Raw genomic sequence first — 19,828 nt, 5'->3', positions numbered from 1 at the left:
TTTTCATTTGCCTATTTGAGGAAAAGCATAATTGCTCCTTATTTTTATTTCTTATAGCGGAAATTGATTTGTGCTATAGTTTGAATAATCATAATGCAGAGGAGATATTTCATGTACATACCTCAATCGTTTGAAGTGACGGATAAAGAGACATTATACGCTCTGATGGAGCAGAATAGCTTTGCTATATTATTTTCACAACATGAAGGTAAGCCCTGTGCAACGCATCTCCCCTTGCTGTTAGATGAAAGCGAAGGTTATTTGTATGGACATATGGCAAAAGCAAATCCGCATTGGGCAAGCTTAAAAGGGGAAGTACTCGTTGTTTTCACTGGAGCTCATTCGTACATTTCATCCTCTTGGTACGAAACGCCAAATTCCGTGCCGACTTGGAATTATACCGCTGTTCATGTGTATGGTCATGTCGAGCTCATTGAAGATCATGCGGAGCTGCTCAAAATCGTAGATCAATCGGTTAGCCATTATGAATCAAGCATGCCAAACCCGTGGAGCATGAGCCAAGCTGACCCAACGTACATTAACAATTTATCCAAAGGCATTGTTGGATTTAAAATTCATATTTCAAAAATAGAAGGCAAATGGAAGCTGAGCCAAAATCATTCCAAAGAAAGACAAGAACGAGTCATCGATGCGCTGGAATTACAGAAGGATGTTCAATCGAAGCAGATTGCAAAGCTGATGAAGGATAATGTGAAGAGATCATCTTTGTAGCGCATGAAATAAATAAAAAAGACAATGAAAGAACCAGACGAACACGCTTGTAGCGTTTGTCTGGTTCTTTGATTTACATAGGACGCGTAGGTTGTTTAATCCGCTGTGGCAACAGCCTGCAGCTTGGCGCTTGCAAGCTCTTGGACTGCTTTCCATTCTGCCAAATGTTTTTCTAATTGGTCGATCAGCGCGCTGACTCCTTGAATGAAATCAACTTGCCCGCTCGCTCGAATCGCTTCAATGGATTGAAGAATATCCGAAGACAAAGTCAAGTGAGAAGGAAGGGCTGCAGTCAGCTCATGAAGAGCAAGCTCAATGGACGCAGCTGAAGCTGATGGTTGGTTAGTCTTTGGAGCTGGTTCAGAATCAGCTTGTTCTTGTTTGATTTGCTTCTCTACTTTCGAAGCAGCTGCTTTGGGCTCGGTAACAGGTGCAGGCTTGGCGCGCTCCGCTTTGTTCTGCTCATGAGTTGACCAGGTTTCGATGAGTCCAGCGCCTGATTTAAATAGCAGCTTGTCCTTCGTGCTGTCAGAGATCGTTTTATCTTTGAACAGCTTGGCAATTTTTTTTACGTCGCTTACTGGCAGTTCATCTCTCGCTGCAATCAGCGCAAGTGGATCGCGATGCTCGATCGGCAGATCCTTTAGGGGGAGCAGTTGATCCTCGGTTAGCTTATCCTTCCTAATCTCAGTGCCGCCAACGATCAGCTTCTTTACGGCATTGCCAAACTTCAGCAGTTCACATTTGTTTTTGATATACGATTCAGGCTTGCCCAGCTTGCCGGACAAAAATTTGGTGGAGCTCTTAAACTTTGAATCGTTCAACAGCTTATTGAACGCCTCGGCCTCTTCAATCGGAGAGAAGCCTTCGCGCGTCAAATTTTCTGCTATTTGTTCCAAGTATATTTCCATCTCGTCTGTTACGGTTGAGACGATACAAGGAATCGTTGGCCGTCCGAGCATTTTACTCGCCTTATAGCGGCGGTTCCCATAAATAATTTTATAACGTCCGTTGCTTGTCGTTCTTACTTTAATCGGTGAGAGCAGGCCTATTTCTTCGATGCTTCTCATTAATTCTTGCAGCGCTTCTTCGTCAAACTGGTACCTCGGTTGATCGGTATCCTCATCAATTAAATCAGTAACAATTTCAATGATATCCATAGGTCTCTCCTTAATTTTTTGTTTACTAGAACGCATGGCGTCATTTGTTCTTCGTTCGTCTGTTATGTAAAAGTATTGAGCATCCGATTATGATAGTGGCTTCCTCTATTATATCGGATCTTTTGTTAGGAATGGTTGCAAGATGACATTTTCAATGAAATGATGCTGGTTCTTCGAGAGAAGACTCATCAATTTGGACAAACAGGTGTTCTGATTAATTATAGCAGATGGCACGAAATAGCGACACTAGCTTGGCAGAGAGTACCGATATGGAGGGGGAGAATGGACAAAAAAAGCCAAACCCCGTGAACGAGGCTTGGCTTAGACTCACAAATTATTTAACTGTTTTATTATAGTTTGCAATTTTTTCAGTGATCGCTTTAGCGGCATCATCAAGCGCTTTTTGTGGTTCTTTTACGCCAGTTAATGCTTCTTCAATCGCTGTTTCAACAAGCTGACGCGCTTCAGGGAATACGCCCATCACTGCGCCTTGCGAAGCAGGGGAAGGGATAGAAGCGTGCAGCTGATCAACTGCTGTTTGGAACTGTGGATATTTTGCTAGATTATCGGCAACGATTTTTTCGTCATAAGCTTTTTTTGTAATCGGGAAGTAACCAGTGTTGATGTGCCAATAAGCTTGTGTTTCTGGCTTAGCTAAAAATTTGATGAAATCCCATGCTGCTTTTTGTTCAGCTTCGGGCTTGTTATTCAGAATCCACAAGCTTGCACCGCCAACGACAACACCGCCATCTTTCGCATCGGCAGGTTTAGGCAGGAAGCCAGTACCTACTTCAAATTTGCCAGCCACTGAATCTACAATTCCGCGAAGCGAAGCGGTAGAATCTAAGGTCATAGCGATTTGGCCAGCTGCGAATGCTTTTTTCGTATCGTCTGTTTTACGTCCCAAGTTAAGTGCTGATTTGCTGTCAACAAGATCCTTCCACCATGACAATGTTTTAACACCAGTCTCATTATTTAATTGAGATTCTGTAGCGGAAGCCGTACGTCCGTTGCCATTATTTAAATATTCTACGCCTTGGTTTGCAAAAAATTGCTCCATGAACCAGCCATAAATTGCGAATGAAGCACCTGTTTGACCATTTTGCGTAAGCTTAGCAGCAGCTTCCTTCACCGCTTCAAAAGTTGCTGGTGCTTTTTCTGGATCAAGTCCAGCAGCTTTGAACAAATCTTTGTTATAATACAAAATTGGGTTTGATGTGTTAAAAGGCATGGAGTGAAGCTTGCCGTCAAATGTATAGTAATTTGTAATATTTTCTTCTAGCTGAGAAAGATCATAATTTTCCGCATCTACAAAAGTTTGAACAGGTGTAGTTGCTTTGGAGTCAATCATGAATCTTGAACCGATTTCGTATACTTGAATGAGTGATGGCCCAGATTTGGAATCCATCGATGCTTTCATTTTATTTAAACTCTCGTCATAGGTTCCTTGGAATACTTCTTCAACGACTACATCTTTTTGTGATGCATTGTAGTCTGTAACGAGCTGGGTTACTGCTTTGCCAAGTTCTCCGCCCATGGAGTGCCACCAAACAACTTTAACAGGTTCTTTTGCCATTTCGGTAGGAGCTGCTGAAGCTTCAGTTGAGTTCGTAGCAGAAGGCGCCTCTGCATTGCCTTTGTTCCCAGAGTTGTTGCCTCCGCAGGCTGTGACTACAAACAACATTACCGCCATCATAATCGTCAAACCAGACCTAAACCTTGCTTTCATTCTTTTTCTCTCCCTCTCTACTACTTTTTTTGTTTACAGTACATTTATGGAAACGTCTATAAAGACGGAGCCACCTCATTCATTATCCTTTTACAGCACCAGCAGTAATCCCTCGTACGAGCTGCTTTAATCCAACAATGAGCAGTAATAAGGAAGGCAACAGCACAATAGCTACGCCGGCTAAAACGATGTTCCAGCTTGTCATTTCTTCGAACTGCAGCATGCTAATGCCGATCTGTACCGTTCGCATCTTATCGCTGTTCGTTATGAGCAGGGGCCAAAGGTACATATTCCACGAATTCAGAAACACATAGACAGATAATGAAGCTATGGCTGGACGTGAAAGTGGCAGTACGATAACTAAGAAGTGGCGGATATGCCCGCTGCCATCTATTTTTGCTGCTTCAAAAAGCTCGCGAGGCAGCTGTAAGAAATATTGCCGCAGAAGAAACACGCCAAACGCAGACGCGAGAAAAGGAATCGTCAATCCTTGATAGGAATCCAGCCATCCCCATGATTTTACAGTCAAATAATTGGGGATAATGGTGACTTCCCACGGAATCATCATGGTGGAGAGGAATAAGGAAAACCAATATTTTTTGCCTGGAAAACGGATATATACAAAGGCGTAAGCAGCCATGCTCGCGATAAAAACTTGTCCAACCATAATAATGGTCGCGATAAGAAAGCTGTTCGCTATGAACGCACCAACGGGAATAAGCTCAAATACGGCAGAGATGCTGCCCAAATACACGCTATCGGGAAACAAGTCAGGCGGAAATTGAAGAGACTGCTCAGGTGTCATCAATGCCTGTAGAAATGTGTAAATCAAAGGAAACAGCATGGCAATGGAAAGCAATGAGAGCAGCAAGTACACACTAGAGCGGCGTAAAAATGGCTTTAATCCGATCATTGGTAATACACCTTCTTTTCTACAAAGACAAACTGGATAATCGTCAAAATAAGAATGATAGCGAATAGGACTAACGACAGGGCGCTTCCTGTTCCGAATTGGTAGTTAATGAACGCTTCTTTATAGATGGAATATACGAATACCTCTGTTGATCCGGCAGGTCCGCCTTTGGTTAGAAGATGGATTTGTCCAAAGGATTGAAAGGAACCGATGATCGAGATAACTGCTAGAAAAAATAGAGTAGGCGACAGCAGTGGGAGTACGATTTGCAAAAATGCACGGAATGGGCCTGCGCCATCAATCTTTGCGCTTTCGATCATGTCATCCGGAATACTCTGGAGACCGCTGAGCACGATAATGTAATTGAAGCCCGATTGCATCCAGATGGTCATCATGGATATCGATAATAAAGCTGTAGATGGATTGGTAAGCCATTGGATGGGGGCAATGCCTAGCGTTGATAGGATATAATTCAGCATTCCGAGGCTGGGGTGGAAGAGGATCATCCAAATGACGGCTGCAGTACTTACGGACAGCGCGAGCGGCATTGCGAACATGAATTGAAAAATACGCATGGCTGGCAGCTTGATATGCGTGAGCGCGGCTGTAACGATGCCAAGTACAATGCCGACAGGAACGGTGTATAGTGTGAATAGGCCTGTAACCGTCAGGCTATTCCAGAACATTTCCGATGAAAACAGCTGCGTGTAGTTATCGAACCCGACATACTCAGCGACTCTTCCTCTGGGATCTGTTAATTGGAAGCTTAAATAGACTGATTTCAGCAATGGATAAAATAAAAATACTGTAAATAGCAAAAGTGAAGGAGCCAAAAACATATAACCAAGTGCGTTCTCCCTCAATCGATTCGTTTTAGCGAGTAGTCGACTAGCAGCGCGAGAGCTATGTGTACGCTTAGCGGCTAGAGTAAGCTTGCCTTCTTGCATGTTCATTCCCTATCATCCTTTCACATCCATGTTCTCCATTTAGTGTAGATTTAGAATGTTCGAGGAATGTTTTGAAATTAATAATAAATTGTAGATCGCTAGCATTAAAGGATAGGCATGCACTGTTAGTGAATTGTAAAATACCGGAACATTTAAATCGTGATGCTCGTTATTAGTTGAAAGGGGGGGTATGATGAAACGATGGACGAGTGCAGGCCTCATCTTATTTTTGACAGTAGGGATGCTCCTGGCTGGCTGCAGCAGTAAGCCGTATGGTCATTACCGTGATGACCAAATGATTGGTTTTATTAATGGTTTGAACGAGCAGGAGAAAAAAATCGTATTCGATATTTCCGAGTGGACGAAGCGCGATGAGCCGGGTCCAGCTATAGAAGATTGGGGCGTAGAATATGAGGCCCTCGTGCTTCCAAGTACCAGAATAAACAATGAAGCAGGCGATAAGCTGAAGTGGGAGGACTTGAAGCAAGGACAGATGGTTCAGATCAATCCCTCGCGTACGGAGAAGATTACGGATACGCCGGATGAGCTCATTGTTTTATCGATGTCTAATGAGCAGCTTTTTAAGAGAGCAGGCTTGTTGGCAAGCAAAAAAGGCAGCTACCGAACGACCGTTATATACGAGGATGGTAAGGGAGAGCCTTTTGATATTAATGAGATCGAGAAAGAAGCAAGCATCATGCTTAAGGGCGGCTACAGCATGATGGCGTACAATCCAAACAACGTGCTAGATATAAAGAAGATGTTTAATATCGAGCAATTTCCAGTCATCTTAGTATTCAATACTGAAAAACTAGCGCTAAAAACAGACCGTTTGGAGGATGCAGTATCTTTTTTGAAAGCTAAATAGAGTTGCGCAGCAGCCAGAGATTTTATTTAATGAGATAAAAGATAAAGCATATTAAGGTGGGGCTCAAAATGGAAGAAATACAAGGGGATTTATTAACATCGGAAACGTTGAAATCGGATTTGATTAAACTCGGCATACAACCTGGAATGACGATCATGATGCATACCTCGATGAAGGCGCTTGGCGGATTTGTATCCGGCGGGCCGACTGCGGTGATTTTGGCGATAGAGTCATGTCTGACAAGCGAAGGTACACTTGTCATGCCAACGCATACGCCTGATTTGTCTGATCCTGAAATTTGGCGATACCCGCCAGTGAAGGAATCATGGTGGCAGCCGATAAGAGATACAATGCCTGCTTTTGAAATAGACCTGACTCCTTGCTTAGACATGGGAGTTATAAATGAATGTTTTAGAAAACAAAATGGCGTCGTTCGAAGCAATCATCCACAGGTGTCTTTTGCAGCGTGGGGCTCTCAGAAGGATAGGATAACTGCAAATCATAGCTTGGAATACAGTCTGAGTGAACAATCTCCGTTAGCGAGGCTTTATGACTTGGAAGGCTGGGTGCTGCTGCTGGGCGTGGGTCATAATAAAAACACTACTCTTCATCTAGCGGAGTATCGAGCTGAGTATGCAAATAAAGCAGAAACGATTAATAAAGCACCGATGCTTGTAGACGGAGAGAAAAAATGGGTTGCGCTGCGCGACGTTGATTTTGATACGGATGATTTTAATCATTTAGGCGAGTGTTTTGAGAAAGAAACGGATCATGTTCGCAGAGGAAAGGTCGGCAATGCGGACGCGCTGCTCATGCCAGTTAAAGCTTTAGTTGATTACGGAGCAAAATGGATGGAAGCTAATAGAGGCCGCTAGTTTCCCTTTTGTAATATTTTTCCCCAATGTCGAAATACGGTGGTATGATGAGAAATATAACCATATTCATCAGGCAAAGCTTTCAAGAGCAATAACTTGCTAGTGAGCGAACAGAGGGGAAGCGAACGAATGATAACGCTATTGAAAAAGCATCTGATTGTCCGTGTTTTATGCGCTATGACCGTAGTTATGATATTGATCGCGGGAGGCTACATAGGAACACAAGTAGTGCAAACCAATTCTGCAGTTGAAGAGGCGATTAACAGCTACAATATTCGAATTGCAGAGAGCTATGCGGCCACGCTTGAGTCGGGGGAATTTACGGAATTTCTCAAGCAGCCTGAGGAAACAGAGCTATACTGGTCTATTCGTGAGGAACTTAGTTATTTCCGATCGCAAATTGGAGCAAGGTACGTCTATTTTGTTCGTTTTGATGAAAATCGTGAACCGAGAATTATGATCGACGGTTTGCCTAAAGATGATAGCTCAGCTTCCCCTATTAATGAAGTAACAGATATGCCGGCTTCGGCGGTTGAACATATTTTTGCTGGAAGAAATGCAAGCTCTCCACTAATTGAAAACCCGGTATATGGTTCTTACTTGTCTGCCTATGTACCTTTGAAAGATGACAGTGGCGCAGTGATTGGAGCGATTGGCATTGATACGGATGCAGCTGTATTTCAACAGCTGGCTAAGAGTGTCATAAAGGAAAGCATCCCACTCTATATCATGATGCTAGTCATCACGCTTGTTTTAATCGGGGCGATCATCTGGTTTGTCCGTCGTTCGCTTCAGCCTTTGGAGACGGTAACTGCCAGCGCTGAGAAGATGGCTTTAGGTGATCTGGTGGAAGCGAATGCGATTTTGCGAGCAAAGCCAGTCAAATCCGTTGATGAAATAGGTACGGTATACAAGGCGATGCTTACGATGTCCGAGCATTTGAATGAGCGAGTTCGCGGAGTAGTTGTCAATGTTGAAAAGACGTCTGAGCAGCTCGTTTCATCTACACAATCCTTTGCAAGCAGTGCTGATCATATGCTGCAAATGGGCGAGGCGATGAATGGTTCAGTTCAGCATATTTTTGAGGGTGCACATGCCCAGAAAAAAAGTGCAGATGACAGCGCACTTGCGATGGAGGAAATTGCGCAGGGAATCGTTAAGATTGCGGAATCTTCATCCACCGTTTCGAGCGCAGCGGTACAGTCACTAGAAATCGCACAATCGGGCGAACAAGCGATGATACAACTGAACACACAAATCAAAAATATTTCGGCTTCTGCCGGTCAGACACTGCATATTGCAAGGCAATTGCAGAGCTATACAGGTGAAATCGGTCATGTCATTGGCTCCGTTCGCGATTTTGCTTCCCAAACCAAGCTTCTAGCGTTAAATGCTTCGATTGAAGCAGCGAGGGCTGGGGAACATGGAACAGGCTTTATGGTTGTAGCAAAAGAAGTAAGCAAACTAGCGGAAGCTTCTGCTTCCTCCGTACAGCAAATTTCATTGCTGCTTGGCAATATTGAAATAGAATCAGGGAAAATTAGCGAAGAGATGGAGAAAGCTTCGAAAGATATTGAGGACGGAGTTTCATTATCAGGTGAAGCAGCAGAATCATTCTTGCATGCTGTTGAATCGTTCCGACTTGTGAGTGAGCAAATTATGGAGGTATCGGTGACGACGGAGCAGTTAACAGCTGGTTCTGAGGAGGTAGCCGCTACCGTAAGCAGTATTGCGCATATCGCAAGAGATGTATCGGATCAAACGGAGCAAATTCAAATGCTGACTGCACAGCAGCTGGACATGATGAAGCAAGTACATGAAGTGTCTGTGGTGTTAAGCTCTAATACCATGGATATGAGACAAGCTATTGCTCAGGTAAATGTTTGATTTAAACAAGTAATAGGCTGCCAATGCTGGCAGCCTATTTTTTATTTGCATATTTACTTATTACTTAAGCTTCTAAGGGCTTAATCGCTTCATAAACGTAATTTTGTTTGCCGTTTGATGGAGCTTGGCCATAGTTGTAATCAGCTGACACAACCACATCGGAAAAACCTATGTTTTCTAAAATAAGCTTAAACTCTTCGACACCATACCAACGTATAGCAAAGCGCTGCAGCTCAGTTTGGATAAGAGCGCCGTTGTGCCATTTTTCATATTTAATATATGAAATCTTATATTGATTGTATAAGTCGGCTTCAACAAGCTTGTCTTCCATGGTGATGATGTCTCCATCCGGCAGGTTGAATGTCGACGTACCGCTGTATTGCCCACAACTGAAATTGTTGTCAGGCAGGAACAGGTCAAGTATGATACGTCCGCCTGGCTCAAGATGATTATACAAATTTTTAAGAGCCAGAAGTGATTCGTCTCGGTTCTCTATTAATAGGAATGAACCGCCTGGGATAATGATGGCTTCATAGCGATGAGGCAAATCAAGCTGTTGCAAATTTGACTCATACAGCTCAGTAACGAGCCCGCGTTCCTCACAGCGTTGACGGCAGGATGCGAGCATTTCCGCTGAATAATCAACACCATCGACTTGCAGCCCTGCTTCTAGAAGCGGAACGAGAACACGACCAGAACCGGCCATTGCTTCGAGAATACGACCCTTGCAATCTTTTAGTCGATCTTCGTAATATTCTAAATCGCCACCGATAGATTGACCTGTTTTCTTGGATAAATCATAGACCACTGTACAAAGTTCTCCATAATAACTAAACGACATACGTAATTCCCTCCGATAATTAGATGTTTACGGAAGGGATCGTAATGATTATCCCTTACGCACCTTAATAATGAACGTACCGGAATGTAGTTTTTGCATGATAACCACTCGCTTTCTTATAAAGTTATTATAAGTATAGGCAATAGGCAAATATAGGTCAATATTTCCAGAAAAAAGATATTTCTAAATTCTCATTTACAACGGGTTCATTTATACTATTAATGAATGCTGGTCTATGAGAGGGTGATTATGGAATGCATGTAAACTGTATGTTGTGCAGAAAACCATTTGATATTAATCACAGTGATCCTCAATATCGAAAGCTCATTGAAAAACAAACGAAATATTATATTTGTCAGTCTTGTCATTCCAAAACAACAAAAGAAGCAAGTGCAATGAGCGAGATTAAGCCAGAAGGCCTTGATCCCAAAGGGTATGACAAATTAATAACTTAATTGTCTATGCTTTATGATGACGAGAGCAATGGTTTTTGATAACTAGTGCTATGTATCTATGATGACCGATGTACAGTTTTTATGATGACGAGTGCTAGTTATCATTTAAAAGACGATTTTTGATCTCTTCTTTCAACTTAAGGACATGAGAGACCTTATTTGCGGTAAATCGTCCTTTTTCTCGCTCTAACGGACATAGGATCTCTTATTTCATGATTTTCGAAGGTTTTGGGGGTCATTTTGAGCAAATAGAGGATCCTATGTCCGTAAAAAAGAAAATTAGCCTTTATTTTGAGAAATAACGGCTTCTATGTCCGTAAGGACCGAAGCTAAGCCTAACTCTAAACGTGAAACCTAAACTTAAACCGAAGTCGAGACTAAAATCTAACTACATAGCCTAAACACACTGCCTAAACACACAACCTACAGACGGAACCCAACCACGGAACCCAACCACAGAACCCAACACAGAACCCAACACAGAACCCAACACAGAACCCAACCACAGAACCAAAACAAAAAACCTAACCACAGAACCTAAACATGACCCCAGTAACGGACATGAGAGACCTTATTTGCCGTAAATCATCCTTTTTCTCGATCTAACGGACATAGGATCTCTTATTTCATGATTTTCGAAGGCTTTGGGGGTCATTTTGGGCAAATAGAGGATCCTATGTCCGTTAGAAAGCAAATAAGCCTTTATTTTGAGAAATAAAGGCTTTTATGTCCGTAAGGACGGAACTTAAGCACAGTCGAGGTAATCAACGAGTCACATCTTTTTTATTTATTGAGATGAAGTTTTTTATCCAAATATTTAAGAGCTTTCTCCGTACATACATCGCTCAGCTCTACTTTGACGATAGCTCTTGTCTCTGCTAGATTATCGTGAGCAACAGCCTCTTTACCAAGTGTGGTTTGAAGCCAGTGATCTGAGCTTTCAAAGCACATGCTGCTCCAACCGCCATCGAAGTCAGCTTCCTGTGCCCCGGTAATCACAATGTCAGCAAAGTTTTGAAGATCAACAAGCGCTCTATCGTAGTCCTTCTTCTGTTCTTTAGCGGTCAGCCGGCTTTCCTTACGTAAATTGCGTGAGTCGATATTGCCTGCTTCCTTGATAATATGATAAATATTTCTAGCTTCTTGGGACATAAGCCCACTGCTGTAGCGTTCCTCAACGCTTTTTCCTTGGGATAACAAAAACGGGATATGAGGAAACAAGTCAACGTGAATAAAGGTTAGTTTGCTTCCAAAAAACTTGCCATATGCCGCATGCTCATCCTTTACGATTTTAACCCGCCATATCCACGGATCAAACTCAGTTTCTGTATGCCAGCTGTCACTAGGAACCACGGCAGTGAGGGACGGATGCTCAGGGATAAGGTCAGAGAATGGAAATATCTTATATTGACTGACTAGCTTTACGAACTCTGGATAAGTAGTAATGCTCATATATACACTCCTTATAACGTTTACTCCTTTATTCTAGTTTTCTCCTGTCTAATCCTTCCATACATCTACTTATTAAATTCGATTTAAAAAAGTAACTTTTTTACAGTATCTGGCGTCACTATACATGAGGTTGCGATGGAACAGCTTTTTGCTTATGAAAGGACTGACGAAAAAGTGAAAGGAACATTTGTTTCAGCTGTCATTACAATGCTGCTTCTTGCTGGTTGTGCAGCCGAAAGTGTTGGCCCAAAGGCAACTAATGTACAGGAGCAGCAACGGGTTCAAGCTAAACTAACAGGGTTATTGGATAAGAAGACTAGTCCTTCATTTAACATCACAGATGCGAAAGAAATATCTATTTCCAGAGCAGCGGGTGCCAAGTCCGTTGAGTCAGTGTACACGGATCAATGGAGGCTGGAGGCTTTTGTCAGCGCTATAAATACGGCAGTACAAATGCAAGGTATTTTAAATATGTCGAAACCGATATTTACGATTACGGTGAAACAGCCAATCGTGAAAAACACCTTCAACCTTTGGATAAACGAGAGTTCTAAACAGGGCGTTATTATGGATGTGAAAGATACACATAAAAGCTTTACATTAACAAAGGAAGCGACGAATGAATTACTCCAAATCATTCAAGAGGACTCACAGCTCACTGAGCAGAGTGAGTTCGTTATGCCGCTTGCCTATGAGAAGGTTCAAAACGATCAGAAGGTTGCGAAGGTAGATCACTTTCAAATGGAGCAGCTTATTAAAGAACAGAACATTAGTGGCGGAAAAATTAGTATTTATTCGAAGTCGGGCGACGTTGAGCAAGTGTATGGTGCTTTCGAATCTGAAGCTGGTCTTTATGAGCTTGGGGCAGTCGGAGGCATGCACTCACAAAACAATGATGAGCTTCTATCGATCAAAGAGCTAGAGCTTTATGGTAAGTCGCTTATTCGAATCGACGGTGTCTTTGGGGCAAATGCACCGATACACAATTATTTTGAAATGAAAGATGGAAGCCCCATTCCATTCCTGCTCGTAGACACGGGTCATGCGGAAGAAGTGGATGTAGACGGAGATGCCATCGAAGAAGTGGTCTCGAAACACGGTTTACCGCTGCTCACTTTTGTTTACAAATGGGAGGATGACGCTTTTAAAGTTGGTGAAGTGGAATCGCAAAGTTAATAAAATTCGCAGGAGGTTTTAATGATGAAAAAATGGTTAAAAGCAACGACAGCTGCACTAACAATAGCGGGTGTGCTTAGTGCGGGTTCTGCAACGATGGCGGCATCTGCACCCAAGGCAACCATTAAAATGTTCATCGACGGCAGGCTCCAGGATGATGTGCTCAACGTGAACGGCAGAACGATGGTGCAGCTCACAGCCTTTAATGATCCTGAAAAACTTAAATATTCCTACGAAACGGCTACGAAGACAATTGTGATCCAAAATCCAGCTCGGAAATTGACTGTTCGATTAAAGGACGGACTAAAATCAGCTGATGTAAATGGGGAAAAAGTTCCTCTGGATGCCCCAGTTACCGTAAAGAAAGGGCGTACTTACGTTCCAGTTCGGTTTGTTACGGAAACACTTGGTGGAACAGTAGGAACCGACAGTACAGGGAAACGGATTATTGTAAGAACACCGTCGGGTGAAGAGCGGTTTAAAACGCTGAGAAATGGCGATCTTACAGAAGCGCGAAAGCTTGCGATTCGTACTCCTGGAGTTGACAATGGCATGGATATTGCGCCATATGGTGAAGGCTTCACATTCGTATATACTTTCCCTCAAGGAGAGGCACTGCGATATACCATGGAATATAGAGGGTTAATCACCTATTATGAAATCAACGATAGCGGTATTTCAGAAAGAAAATGGCAAAAGGATTTATTGGGGAAAAACGGAGAAGCGGGCAAAGAACCAAAGCCATTTGGTGATTCCGTCTATTTCTTAGATAACTTTATGGCGGATTGGCTGAATTATGGGACAATTGACAGCAATGGAAAGAAGACGGAACTAGGCTCTATCGATCGTTATACGAATAAAGAATTTGCTAATGTCGTCATTTTACCAATTGAGGGAGAAGTACGAACAGATATTAAATAATTAAAGGATTCTATAAGGAATTAGAGAGGGATTAACATTGATTATAAAAATAGACATCACAGATGCTGCCATAGCAGAGGAAGTATTGCGTATACAGCTTCCATCCTATAGGGTAGAAGCAGAACTCATTGATTTTTATGAGATACCGCCATTAAAAGACACCATTGATACGCTGTGTAATTGCGGCGAGACCTTCTATGGTTATTATATTAATAATGAGCTGTGCGGAGCCATTGCCATCATGATTGAAAATAACATCATAGACATTCATCGGCTCATTATCCACCCTAACCATTTTAGAAAAGGAATCGCAAAGCAGCTTCTTCAACACATCGAAAGCGTTGGAGTCAGTGGAAGCGTGATCGTCGTATCAACGGGATCTAAAAACGCACCTGCGGTTAATCTTTACAAGCAAAGCGGATATGTTGAAACGGGAGTTATTAAAGTGGAAGAACGGCTATCGCTAACCTCCTTCCAAAAAACATTAAATTAATTTCGCTCTCACATGTACTGAAGGAGTTTGATGATTTGTATCAGTTAGCCAAGGAGCTTAGCGGCTCTCAAGAGATTACCGTCTATGAAGCCAATCAATTATTTGGGGAGATCGGAAAATATCGCTTCTTGCAGTTCTCTAATCATGCGATTCAAGGAGCGATCGATTTGAAGGAGCCGAATCGAGTCGTCATGGAATATCCGCGTGCGATCATGCATCTGATGGAAAATAACGTTCCATCGTTCGAAGATGTTTTTATGATTGGTCATGGAATTGGAACTATCGCCGGACACTATTCCGATAAACGATTTGTGATAGCGGAAATCAATGAGAAGGTAGTAGAGCTGAGCAGAACTTATTTTAGCTATAGCGAGGACAATGTTGTAATTGGAGATGGGCGGCTGATCCTTGAAAATCAGGCGTCCGGCGGCTTTGATTATATTATTTTGGACGCCTTCACGAAAGAGGGGACACCGTATCATTTAACGACATTGGAATTTTTTGAGTTAACGAAAGCGAAGCTGAACGCAAGCGGTTCGATTATTATGAATCTCTTCGGAAAAGTCAAAAACGATAAATTAATTAATTCAATTTATTCAACATTGAAAGAGATCTATCCGTATACGAAAGCCTTCTCTCTGCCTGCAGAAGATCTAGCCGATACTCGTAATATGATCATCGTCGGCAGTAACAAAACGCTCAGCTTTCAATCACGGGAAATGGCTGGTTTCCTCGAAATAGAATTAGAAGAAGGGCATCGTATGGCGGACAAACGAAAAGGATGAACCGACTATACAGATTATTTATTGTCACGTATGATTTTTCGATATTCGCGCGGCGTCATGCCGACAATTCGTTTAAAATGGGTGAGGAATGCATCGATATTTTTGCAGCCGACCTCTTCCGCAATGCTGCTAATTTTTAGCTGGGAGTTCCTAAGGAGCTCGCAGCTTTTTTTTATGCGCAGATGCTGCAGGTAATGCAGGAAGGTTTGTCCGGTATGCTGCTTGAACACGCGGCTGAAATGCCGTTCGCTCCACTCGCAGCGATTTGCAAGCTGGCTAATGGTGATATTCTCATGCGCATGCTGTTCAAGGTAGTTCAGCACATGATGGAAGCGGGCGGAAGAATTCTCTTCTAATAACAGCTCCTTAGCATCCTTCATTAATCGATAGACGGATAGAAACAGCTGCACTAGAAGCGTTAGCAAATAAGCCGATGATCCACTCCGCGGGAGCTCATATTCACGCAGCAGGCTGCGAAATAAATCTTCGATAACACTATCCGAGTCGAACAAGGAGTGGAAAGTGGATGCATCATTAAAACAGGTTACCAGAAAATCAACGATCTCCTGATCGCCAATCCAGTCTTTCTGAGATTGAAGGAGCGAGGGCATGAAGACGCAATTATATACAATTAATGGCGAGTTGTTGCGTGAAGGTGTTGAAGGACGAAAGACATGCGGAATGCCAGGCGGCAAAATAAATAACATCCCTTTATAAACGGGGACGACCTCATCCCCTATATGATGAAAACCCTTGCCTTCAGCTACATAAGCAAGCTCAATGAAAACATGATTGTGTAGCGGCAGATCAAAGTCTTCCTCGGCGCGGTTTACGAAGATGAATTTACTCTTTTGAAAATATTGCTCGCTCTCATAAAGCAGCGTATGCTTGCTTGTCATCAGCTCTCATTCCTTTCATCCGATGTCGTTTTTCAGGGAATAAATGTCCGAAACAGGGGTAATTGAGTAGCATGATTTTACTATAATTAGAGGTAGAATGCACGTGAAAACATACGATTACTCGCTTAGAAGGGACGGAATAACATGATGGATTGGAATTGGAAGGCGAATTGGATTTGGGGCGGAGAAGTTGAAAGCCCTCGCAATGAATGGCGTTGCTTCAAAAAGAGCTTTGATGTTGCACCATCATCGGATGATTTTGACCAAAATACTCAAACAACACTGCGAATTAGTGCGGATTCTCGCTATGTTCTTTATATTAATGGCAAGCAGGTAGGGCGCGGCCCTGTACGCTCTTGGACGGTTGAGCAATTTTATGATGTGTACGATATTGGCCATTTGCTGGTACCTGGGCAGTCGAATACGATTGCGGTGCTCGTACATCATTTTGGAGTATCGACCTTTTACTATTTAAGAGGCCGCGGCGGGCTGCTTGTGCAGTTGGATAGAAGCAGTGAAGAAGGAACGCAAACGCTGCTTGAGTCAGATGGTACTTGGAGCACAGCTATTCATGAAGGCTATCATACACGTACGCCTCGAATGTCTTGTCAGCAAGGTTATTCTGAGTATGTTGATGCTGGTTCGTGGGACAGCGATTGGACTACATCCGCGGGTAGTGGTGATGCATGGGAGAAAGCGGCGTTACTAGGCGTTGTTGGCACTGGACCGTGGAAGACGCTAATAGAGCGGGACATTCCGCTGTTAGCAGAGTACCCTGTTTATCCTTCACGCATTTTATCTCTGAGCAGCGTTAAGTCCTTCAGCTTCTCTACGTCAATTGATATACGCAATCAAATGGTTGAGGGCAGTGAGGACCATGCAAATGTTGTCGGCTTCACGGGTTATGCGGCTACCATACTGTCTGTCCAAGAAGACACGGATATCATACTTGGGTTCCCATTTGCGAGTGAGTGCGTAAGAGCAGTCTCAATTAATGGGGTGAAGCTGGATTCGGATCAGTTCACGGGAGTGCTTCCTGAACGCTATGCGGAAGTGACAATTCAAAAAGGCGAACATTTACTCTTAATTGATGTGAGTGGAAGCATGCATACAGCTCAACTGCACCTGGGCATCTACAGTGAAGTTCCGATTGAGGTTCGATCACCGCTAGCTTCTGAGCAACAGCCAGAGGGAGCATCTGCTTTTATTAGTATTGGACCTTTTGACAGTACTGTATATTTGGATCATCAGGAATCGAGACAGATTGATTTTGAGGATGCATATTATAAGCAAGTGATAGATAAGGTATCTTCCGTTCAAGATTTGGATGCGTATTCTTCATATATTCGTTCTATCGATGAGAGTCTCGTAAGTGAAGTGGATGTATTCGGTCTCTCTGTGTGGAAGAAGGAAAGAACTCCGCATGTTATTCCGGTGGCTTTGCAAAATCTTGTTATTCCGAATGCATCGCCAGGAGTTATTCCGATGTATCCAGGTCTAGATACAGAAATTATAATTGATTTCGGCAAGGAGCTTACGGGTTATCTATCATTTGAGGTTGAGGCAGAAGCGGGTGCTATTTTAGATTTTTACGGATTTGAGTATATGACTGAGGATTATCGCCAAGATACGTTTGGACTGGACAATACTGTGCGCTATGTATGTAAAGAAGGAAGACAGATTCATGTCTCTCCAATTCGCAGAGGCCTGCGGTACTTGATGTTGACTGTTCGAAATGCGAATACGCCGGTCAAAATACAAAATGTTCATTATATAGCGAGCCATTACCCAGTAGCAGAGATTGGTAGATTCCAAAGCTCAGATCCTTTATTGAACGACATATGGGAGATTAGCCGACATACGACGAAGCTATGCATGGAAGATACATTTGTGGATTGCCCAGCCTATGAGCAAGTTTTCTGGGTGGGGGATAGCCGCAATGAAGCGCTGGTCAGCAATTACTTATTCGGCGTAAATGATATGGTAAAACGATGCTTGCGTCTTGTACCGGGATCGAAGGATCAAACGCCTTTATACGTAAATCAGGTTCCGAGCGGTTGGAGCAGCGTTATTCCGAACTGGACCTTTTTCTGGGCTATTGCATGCCGTGAATATGTTGAGCAAACAGCAGATCTTCATTTTGCCCAAGAGATGTATCCGCATATCCGTTTTACGCTAGAGCATTATTTGAAGGAAATCAATGAGGATGGATTGCTCGCTATTAAGGGCTGGAACCTGCTCGACTGGTCGCCGATTGATCAGCCTAACGATGGCATTGTCACACATCAGAACTGCTTCTTAGTGAAGACGCTGCGAGTTGCCTCTGAGATGGCTGGTTTTTCCGGTGATGAGGAAGGGCGCTTACGTTTTGCGGCAGCAGCCGATGATCTTCAAGCGGCGATTAATCAGCATTTGTGGTCCGAGGAACAGTCTGCCTACTTGGATTGTATCCATGTGGATGGACGCAGATCAGACATCTTCTCCGTGCAAACACAGGTGGTCGCTTATTTGACAGGTGTTGCGCAAGGAGAACGTAGAAGCATTATGGAGAAGTATTTGCTGGAATCGCCTTCCCATTTTGTTCAAATCGGCAGTCCATTCATGTCTTTCTTCTATTATGAAGCATTGTCGGCATCGGGACAGTATTCTACGATTGTTGAAGATATCCGTCGCAATTACGGGCAAATGATCGAGCATGACGCGACAACTTGCTGGGAGATGTATCCGAACTTCTCGGAAAATAGAGCGAATCCGAATATGCTGACTAGAAGTCATTGTCATGCTTGGTCGGCAGCGCCAGCTTATTTCCTTGGACGCGAGGTGCTTGGCATTCGGAGTACAGCAATGGGCTGGACTGAGGTAGAAATTAGTCCTAATCCTTGTGGTCTTACATGGGCGAAGGGAAGCGTTCCTCTCTCCGATGCAGGGCAAATCGATGTATCGTGGAAAGTGATCGATGAGAAAATTATTGAGGTTTCCATTCAATCCCCGGCATCGGTAAAAGTGAATGTTAAAATACCAGAAGGATACGAAGGTATCGTTCGGGAGAAAAAAATCTTTTAGCAGAAGTATCGGTTGAATTACGCTCAATGGAGTGAAGATGCAAAAAAGCTCTCGCTGTCAGTAGACAGTTGAGAGCTTTTTTTATAGGTGCGGTAAAATGCATTTGAATTATTTTAGTATAGATCGAACATGTTGACTTCATAGCCTTGTATCTTCAAATATGTAAACATCTGCGCCCGATGATGCTGAATATGGGTCGTAATCTCAATCAGCCATTTTGCCTGTACCGAACCGTGTTCTAGATAAAATGGTTTTGTTTTCTTGTGCAGGAAATCCTCATCCGGAAGACTTTCCATATAAGCTCTGACTTCATGCAAACCAGTCGTGAGCCAAGCAATTAGTTTCTCGTGGTCTTGATCGGCAGCTATATCCGCTTCAAGCTTGCGGATGACGGTTTCATCGTTCTCCTGAAGAATGAGCAGATCAACCGAAGGAATAGATACGATATGTTGGACAAGCTCCAGCAGCGTCCTCATATTATCATGCGGTCTATATGACCAATGATCGGTTGAGATTTTGCGAATCAAATTGGAAGAGGTTTTCGCGATATGCTCCAATTCCTCCAGCAGTAATCCTTTTACTTCATTAATAGGCTGAGATTGCATTGCCTTCACTCCATTCTTCTTAATTAT

At 43.1% G+C, this 19,828-nt stretch carries 17 protein-coding genes; 9 read left to right on the top strand and 8 right to left on the bottom strand.

Annotation, left to right across the window (positions count from 1 at the left end; translation table 11 throughout):
* Positions 1 to 111 precede the first annotated feature (111 nt).
* Positions 112 to 732, top strand: a complete 621-nt coding sequence (locus tag MHH56_RS29380) for an FMN-binding negative transcriptional regulator (protein WP_339205154.1) — start codon at positions 112 to 114, stop codon at positions 730 to 732.
* Positions 733 to 827: 95 nt separating this feature from the next.
* On the opposite strand, the gene MHH56_RS29375 is transcribed toward MHH56_RS29380, so the two are convergent.
* From MHH56_RS29375 to MHH56_RS29360, 4 genes are all read right to left on the bottom strand, one after another.
* Complete coding sequence (locus MHH56_RS29375; protein ID WP_339205153.1) at positions 828 to 1,892, bottom strand: ParB/RepB/Spo0J family partition protein; 1,065 nt, start codon at positions 1,890 to 1,892, stop codon at positions 828 to 830.
* Positions 1,893 to 2,226: 334 nt separating this feature from the next.
* A complete protein-coding gene (locus tag MHH56_RS29370; protein WP_339205152.1) occupies positions 2,227 to 3,621 on the bottom strand; it encodes an ABC transporter substrate-binding protein in 1,395 nt (464 codons plus the stop codon).
* A gap of 82 nt (positions 3,622 to 3,703) precedes the next feature.
* Positions 3,704 to 4,534, bottom strand: coding sequence for a carbohydrate ABC transporter permease (locus MHH56_RS29365; protein ID WP_076270407.1), 831 nt, complete (start codon positions 4,532 to 4,534; stop codon positions 3,704 to 3,706).
* Positions 4,531 to 5,487, bottom strand: coding sequence for a sugar ABC transporter permease (locus MHH56_RS29360; RefSeq protein ID WP_339205150.1), 957 nt, complete (start codon positions 5,485 to 5,487; stop codon positions 4,531 to 4,533). Before MHH56_RS29360 ends, MHH56_RS29365 begins: the two co-directional genes overlap by 4 nt.
* Before the next feature lie 184 nt (positions 5,488 to 5,671).
* On the opposite strand from MHH56_RS29360, the gene MHH56_RS29355 reads away from it, so the two are divergent.
* The 3 genes from MHH56_RS29355 to MHH56_RS29345 all read left to right on the top strand — a co-directional run bounded on the left by MHH56_RS29355 (position 5,672) and on the right by MHH56_RS29345 (position 9,111).
* Positions 5,672 to 6,349, top strand: a complete 678-nt coding sequence (locus MHH56_RS29355) for a hypothetical protein (RefSeq protein WP_339205148.1) — start codon at positions 5,672 to 5,674, stop codon at positions 6,347 to 6,349.
* A gap of 68 nt (positions 6,350 to 6,417) precedes the next feature.
* The gene (locus tag MHH56_RS29350; RefSeq protein WP_339205146.1) at positions 6,418 to 7,224 is read left to right on the top strand and encodes an AAC(3) family N-acetyltransferase; all 807 of its coding nucleotides are present in this window, start codon (positions 6,418 to 6,420) and stop codon (positions 7,222 to 7,224) included.
* Between the two features lie 129 nt (positions 7,225 to 7,353).
* Positions 7,354 to 9,111 (top strand): methyl-accepting chemotaxis protein, encoded by a 1,758-nt coding sequence (locus MHH56_RS29345; RefSeq protein WP_339205144.1) that lies wholly within the window; start codon positions 7,354 to 7,356, stop codon positions 9,109 to 9,111.
* A 64-nt stretch (positions 9,112 to 9,175) separates the two neighbouring features.
* Here the strand turns inward: MHH56_RS29345 and MHH56_RS29340 are convergent, their stop codons facing one another.
* Both MHH56_RS29340 and MHH56_RS29335 read right to left on the bottom strand, forming a co-directional pair.
* Positions 9,176 to 9,952, bottom strand: coding sequence for a class I SAM-dependent methyltransferase (locus MHH56_RS29340; protein ID WP_339205142.1), 777 nt, complete (start codon positions 9,950 to 9,952; stop codon positions 9,176 to 9,178).
* A gap of 1,238 nt (positions 9,953 to 11,190) precedes the next feature.
* On the bottom strand, positions 11,191 to 11,859 hold the full coding sequence (locus MHH56_RS29335; protein ID WP_339205141.1) for a hypothetical protein: 669 nt from the start codon (positions 11,857 to 11,859) through the stop codon (positions 11,191 to 11,193).
* Between the two features lie 135 nt (positions 11,860 to 11,994).
* Here MHH56_RS29335 and MHH56_RS29330 point away from each other — a divergent pair, with 135 nt between their 5' ends.
* Genes MHH56_RS29330 through MHH56_RS29315 form a run of 4 tightly spaced genes read left to right on the top strand, consistent with a single transcriptional unit; the run spans position 11,995 to position 15,234 of the window.
* Complete coding sequence (locus tag MHH56_RS29330; protein WP_339205140.1) at positions 11,995 to 13,035, top strand: hypothetical protein; 1,041 nt, start codon at positions 11,995 to 11,997, stop codon at positions 13,033 to 13,035.
* Positions 13,036 to 13,056: 21 nt separating this feature from the next.
* Positions 13,057 to 13,956, top strand: coding sequence for a copper amine oxidase N-terminal domain-containing protein (locus MHH56_RS29325; protein WP_339205139.1), 900 nt, complete (start codon positions 13,057 to 13,059; stop codon positions 13,954 to 13,956).
* Positions 13,957 to 13,993: 37 nt separating this feature from the next.
* The gene (locus MHH56_RS29320; RefSeq protein WP_339205138.1) at positions 13,994 to 14,449 is read left to right on the top strand and encodes a GNAT family N-acetyltransferase; all 456 of its coding nucleotides are present in this window, start codon (positions 13,994 to 13,996) and stop codon (positions 14,447 to 14,449) included.
* A gap of 35 nt (positions 14,450 to 14,484) precedes the next feature.
* Positions 14,485 to 15,234 (top strand): fused MFS/spermidine synthase, encoded by a 750-nt coding sequence (locus MHH56_RS29315; RefSeq protein ID WP_339205137.1) that lies wholly within the window; start codon positions 14,485 to 14,487, stop codon positions 15,232 to 15,234.
* 14 nt (positions 15,235 to 15,248) lie between these two features.
* Here MHH56_RS29315 and MHH56_RS29310 read toward each other — a convergent pair whose 3' ends face one another.
* Positions 15,249 to 16,133, bottom strand: a complete 885-nt coding sequence (locus tag MHH56_RS29310; RefSeq protein WP_339205136.1) for a helix-turn-helix domain-containing protein — start codon at positions 16,131 to 16,133, stop codon at positions 15,249 to 15,251.
* A gap of 144 nt (positions 16,134 to 16,277) precedes the next feature.
* Between MHH56_RS29310 and MHH56_RS29305 the strand changes: the two genes are divergently transcribed.
* Positions 16,278 to 19,196: a family 78 glycoside hydrolase catalytic domain gene (locus tag MHH56_RS29305; RefSeq protein WP_339205135.1), complete on the top strand. Its 2,919-nt coding sequence runs from the start codon at positions 16,278 to 16,280 to the stop codon at positions 19,194 to 19,196.
* Positions 19,197 to 19,309: 113 nt separating this feature from the next.
* Here the strand turns inward: MHH56_RS29305 and MHH56_RS29300 are convergent, their stop codons facing one another.
* Positions 19,310 to 19,801 carry a DinB family protein gene (locus MHH56_RS29300; protein ID WP_339205133.1) on the bottom strand — a complete coding sequence of 164 codons (492 nt, stop codon included), beginning with the start codon at positions 19,799 to 19,801 and terminating at the stop codon, positions 19,310 to 19,312.
* Positions 19,802 to 19,828: the final 27 nt, after the last annotated feature.

The organism is Paenibacillus sp. FSL K6-3182 (genome assembly GCF_037976325.1).
Taxonomy (GTDB): domain Bacteria; phylum Bacillota; class Bacilli; order Paenibacillales; family Paenibacillaceae; genus Pristimantibacillus.
This window is presented reverse-complemented; position numbering and strand designations above follow the sequence as displayed.

What these genes read in the sequence shown, in the direction of transcription:
- MHH56_RS29380 (WP_339205154.1), top strand. Translation starts at nt 112, where the DNA reads ATGTACATACCTCAATCGTTTGAAGTGACGGATAAAGAGACATTATAC.
- MHH56_RS29375 (WP_339205153.1), bottom strand. Translation starts at nt 1,892, where the DNA reads ATGGATATCATTGAAATTGTTACTGATTTAATTGATGAGGATACCGAT.
- MHH56_RS29370 (WP_339205152.1), bottom strand. Translation starts at nt 3,621, where the DNA reads ATGAAAGCAAGGTTTAGGTCTGGTTTGACGATTATGATGGCGGTAATG.
- MHH56_RS29365 (WP_076270407.1), bottom strand. Translation starts at nt 4,534, where the DNA reads ATGATCGGATTAAAGCCATTTTTACGCCGCTCTAGTGTGTACTTGCTG.
- MHH56_RS29360 (WP_339205150.1), bottom strand. Translation starts at nt 5,487, where the DNA reads ATGAACATGCAAGAAGGCAAGCTTACTCTAGCCGCTAAGCGTACACAT.
- MHH56_RS29355 (WP_339205148.1), top strand. Translation starts at nt 5,672, where the DNA reads ATGATGAAACGATGGACGAGTGCAGGCCTCATCTTATTTTTGACAGTA.
- MHH56_RS29350 (WP_339205146.1), top strand. Translation starts at nt 6,418, where the DNA reads ATGGAAGAAATACAAGGGGATTTATTAACATCGGAAACGTTGAAATCG.
- MHH56_RS29345 (WP_339205144.1), top strand. Translation starts at nt 7,354, where the DNA reads ATGATAACGCTATTGAAAAAGCATCTGATTGTCCGTGTTTTATGCGCT.
- MHH56_RS29340 (WP_339205142.1), bottom strand. Translation starts at nt 9,952, where the DNA reads ATGTCGTTTAGTTATTATGGAGAACTTTGTACAGTGGTCTATGATTTA.
- MHH56_RS29335 (WP_339205141.1), bottom strand. Translation starts at nt 11,859, where the DNA reads ATGAGCATTACTACTTATCCAGAGTTCGTAAAGCTAGTCAGTCAATAT.
- MHH56_RS29330 (WP_339205140.1), top strand. Translation starts at nt 11,995, where the DNA reads ATGGAACAGCTTTTTGCTTATGAAAGGACTGACGAAAAAGTGAAAGGA.
- MHH56_RS29325 (WP_339205139.1), top strand. Translation starts at nt 13,057, where the DNA reads ATGATGAAAAAATGGTTAAAAGCAACGACAGCTGCACTAACAATAGCG.
- MHH56_RS29310 (WP_339205136.1), bottom strand. Translation starts at nt 16,133, where the DNA reads ATGACAAGCAAGCATACGCTGCTTTATGAGAGCGAGCAATATTTTCAA.
- MHH56_RS29305 (WP_339205135.1), top strand. Translation starts at nt 16,278, where the DNA reads ATGATGGATTGGAATTGGAAGGCGAATTGGATTTGGGGCGGAGAAGTT.
- MHH56_RS29300 (WP_339205133.1), bottom strand. Translation starts at nt 19,801, where the DNA reads ATGCAATCTCAGCCTATTAATGAAGTAAAAGGATTACTGCTGGAGGAA.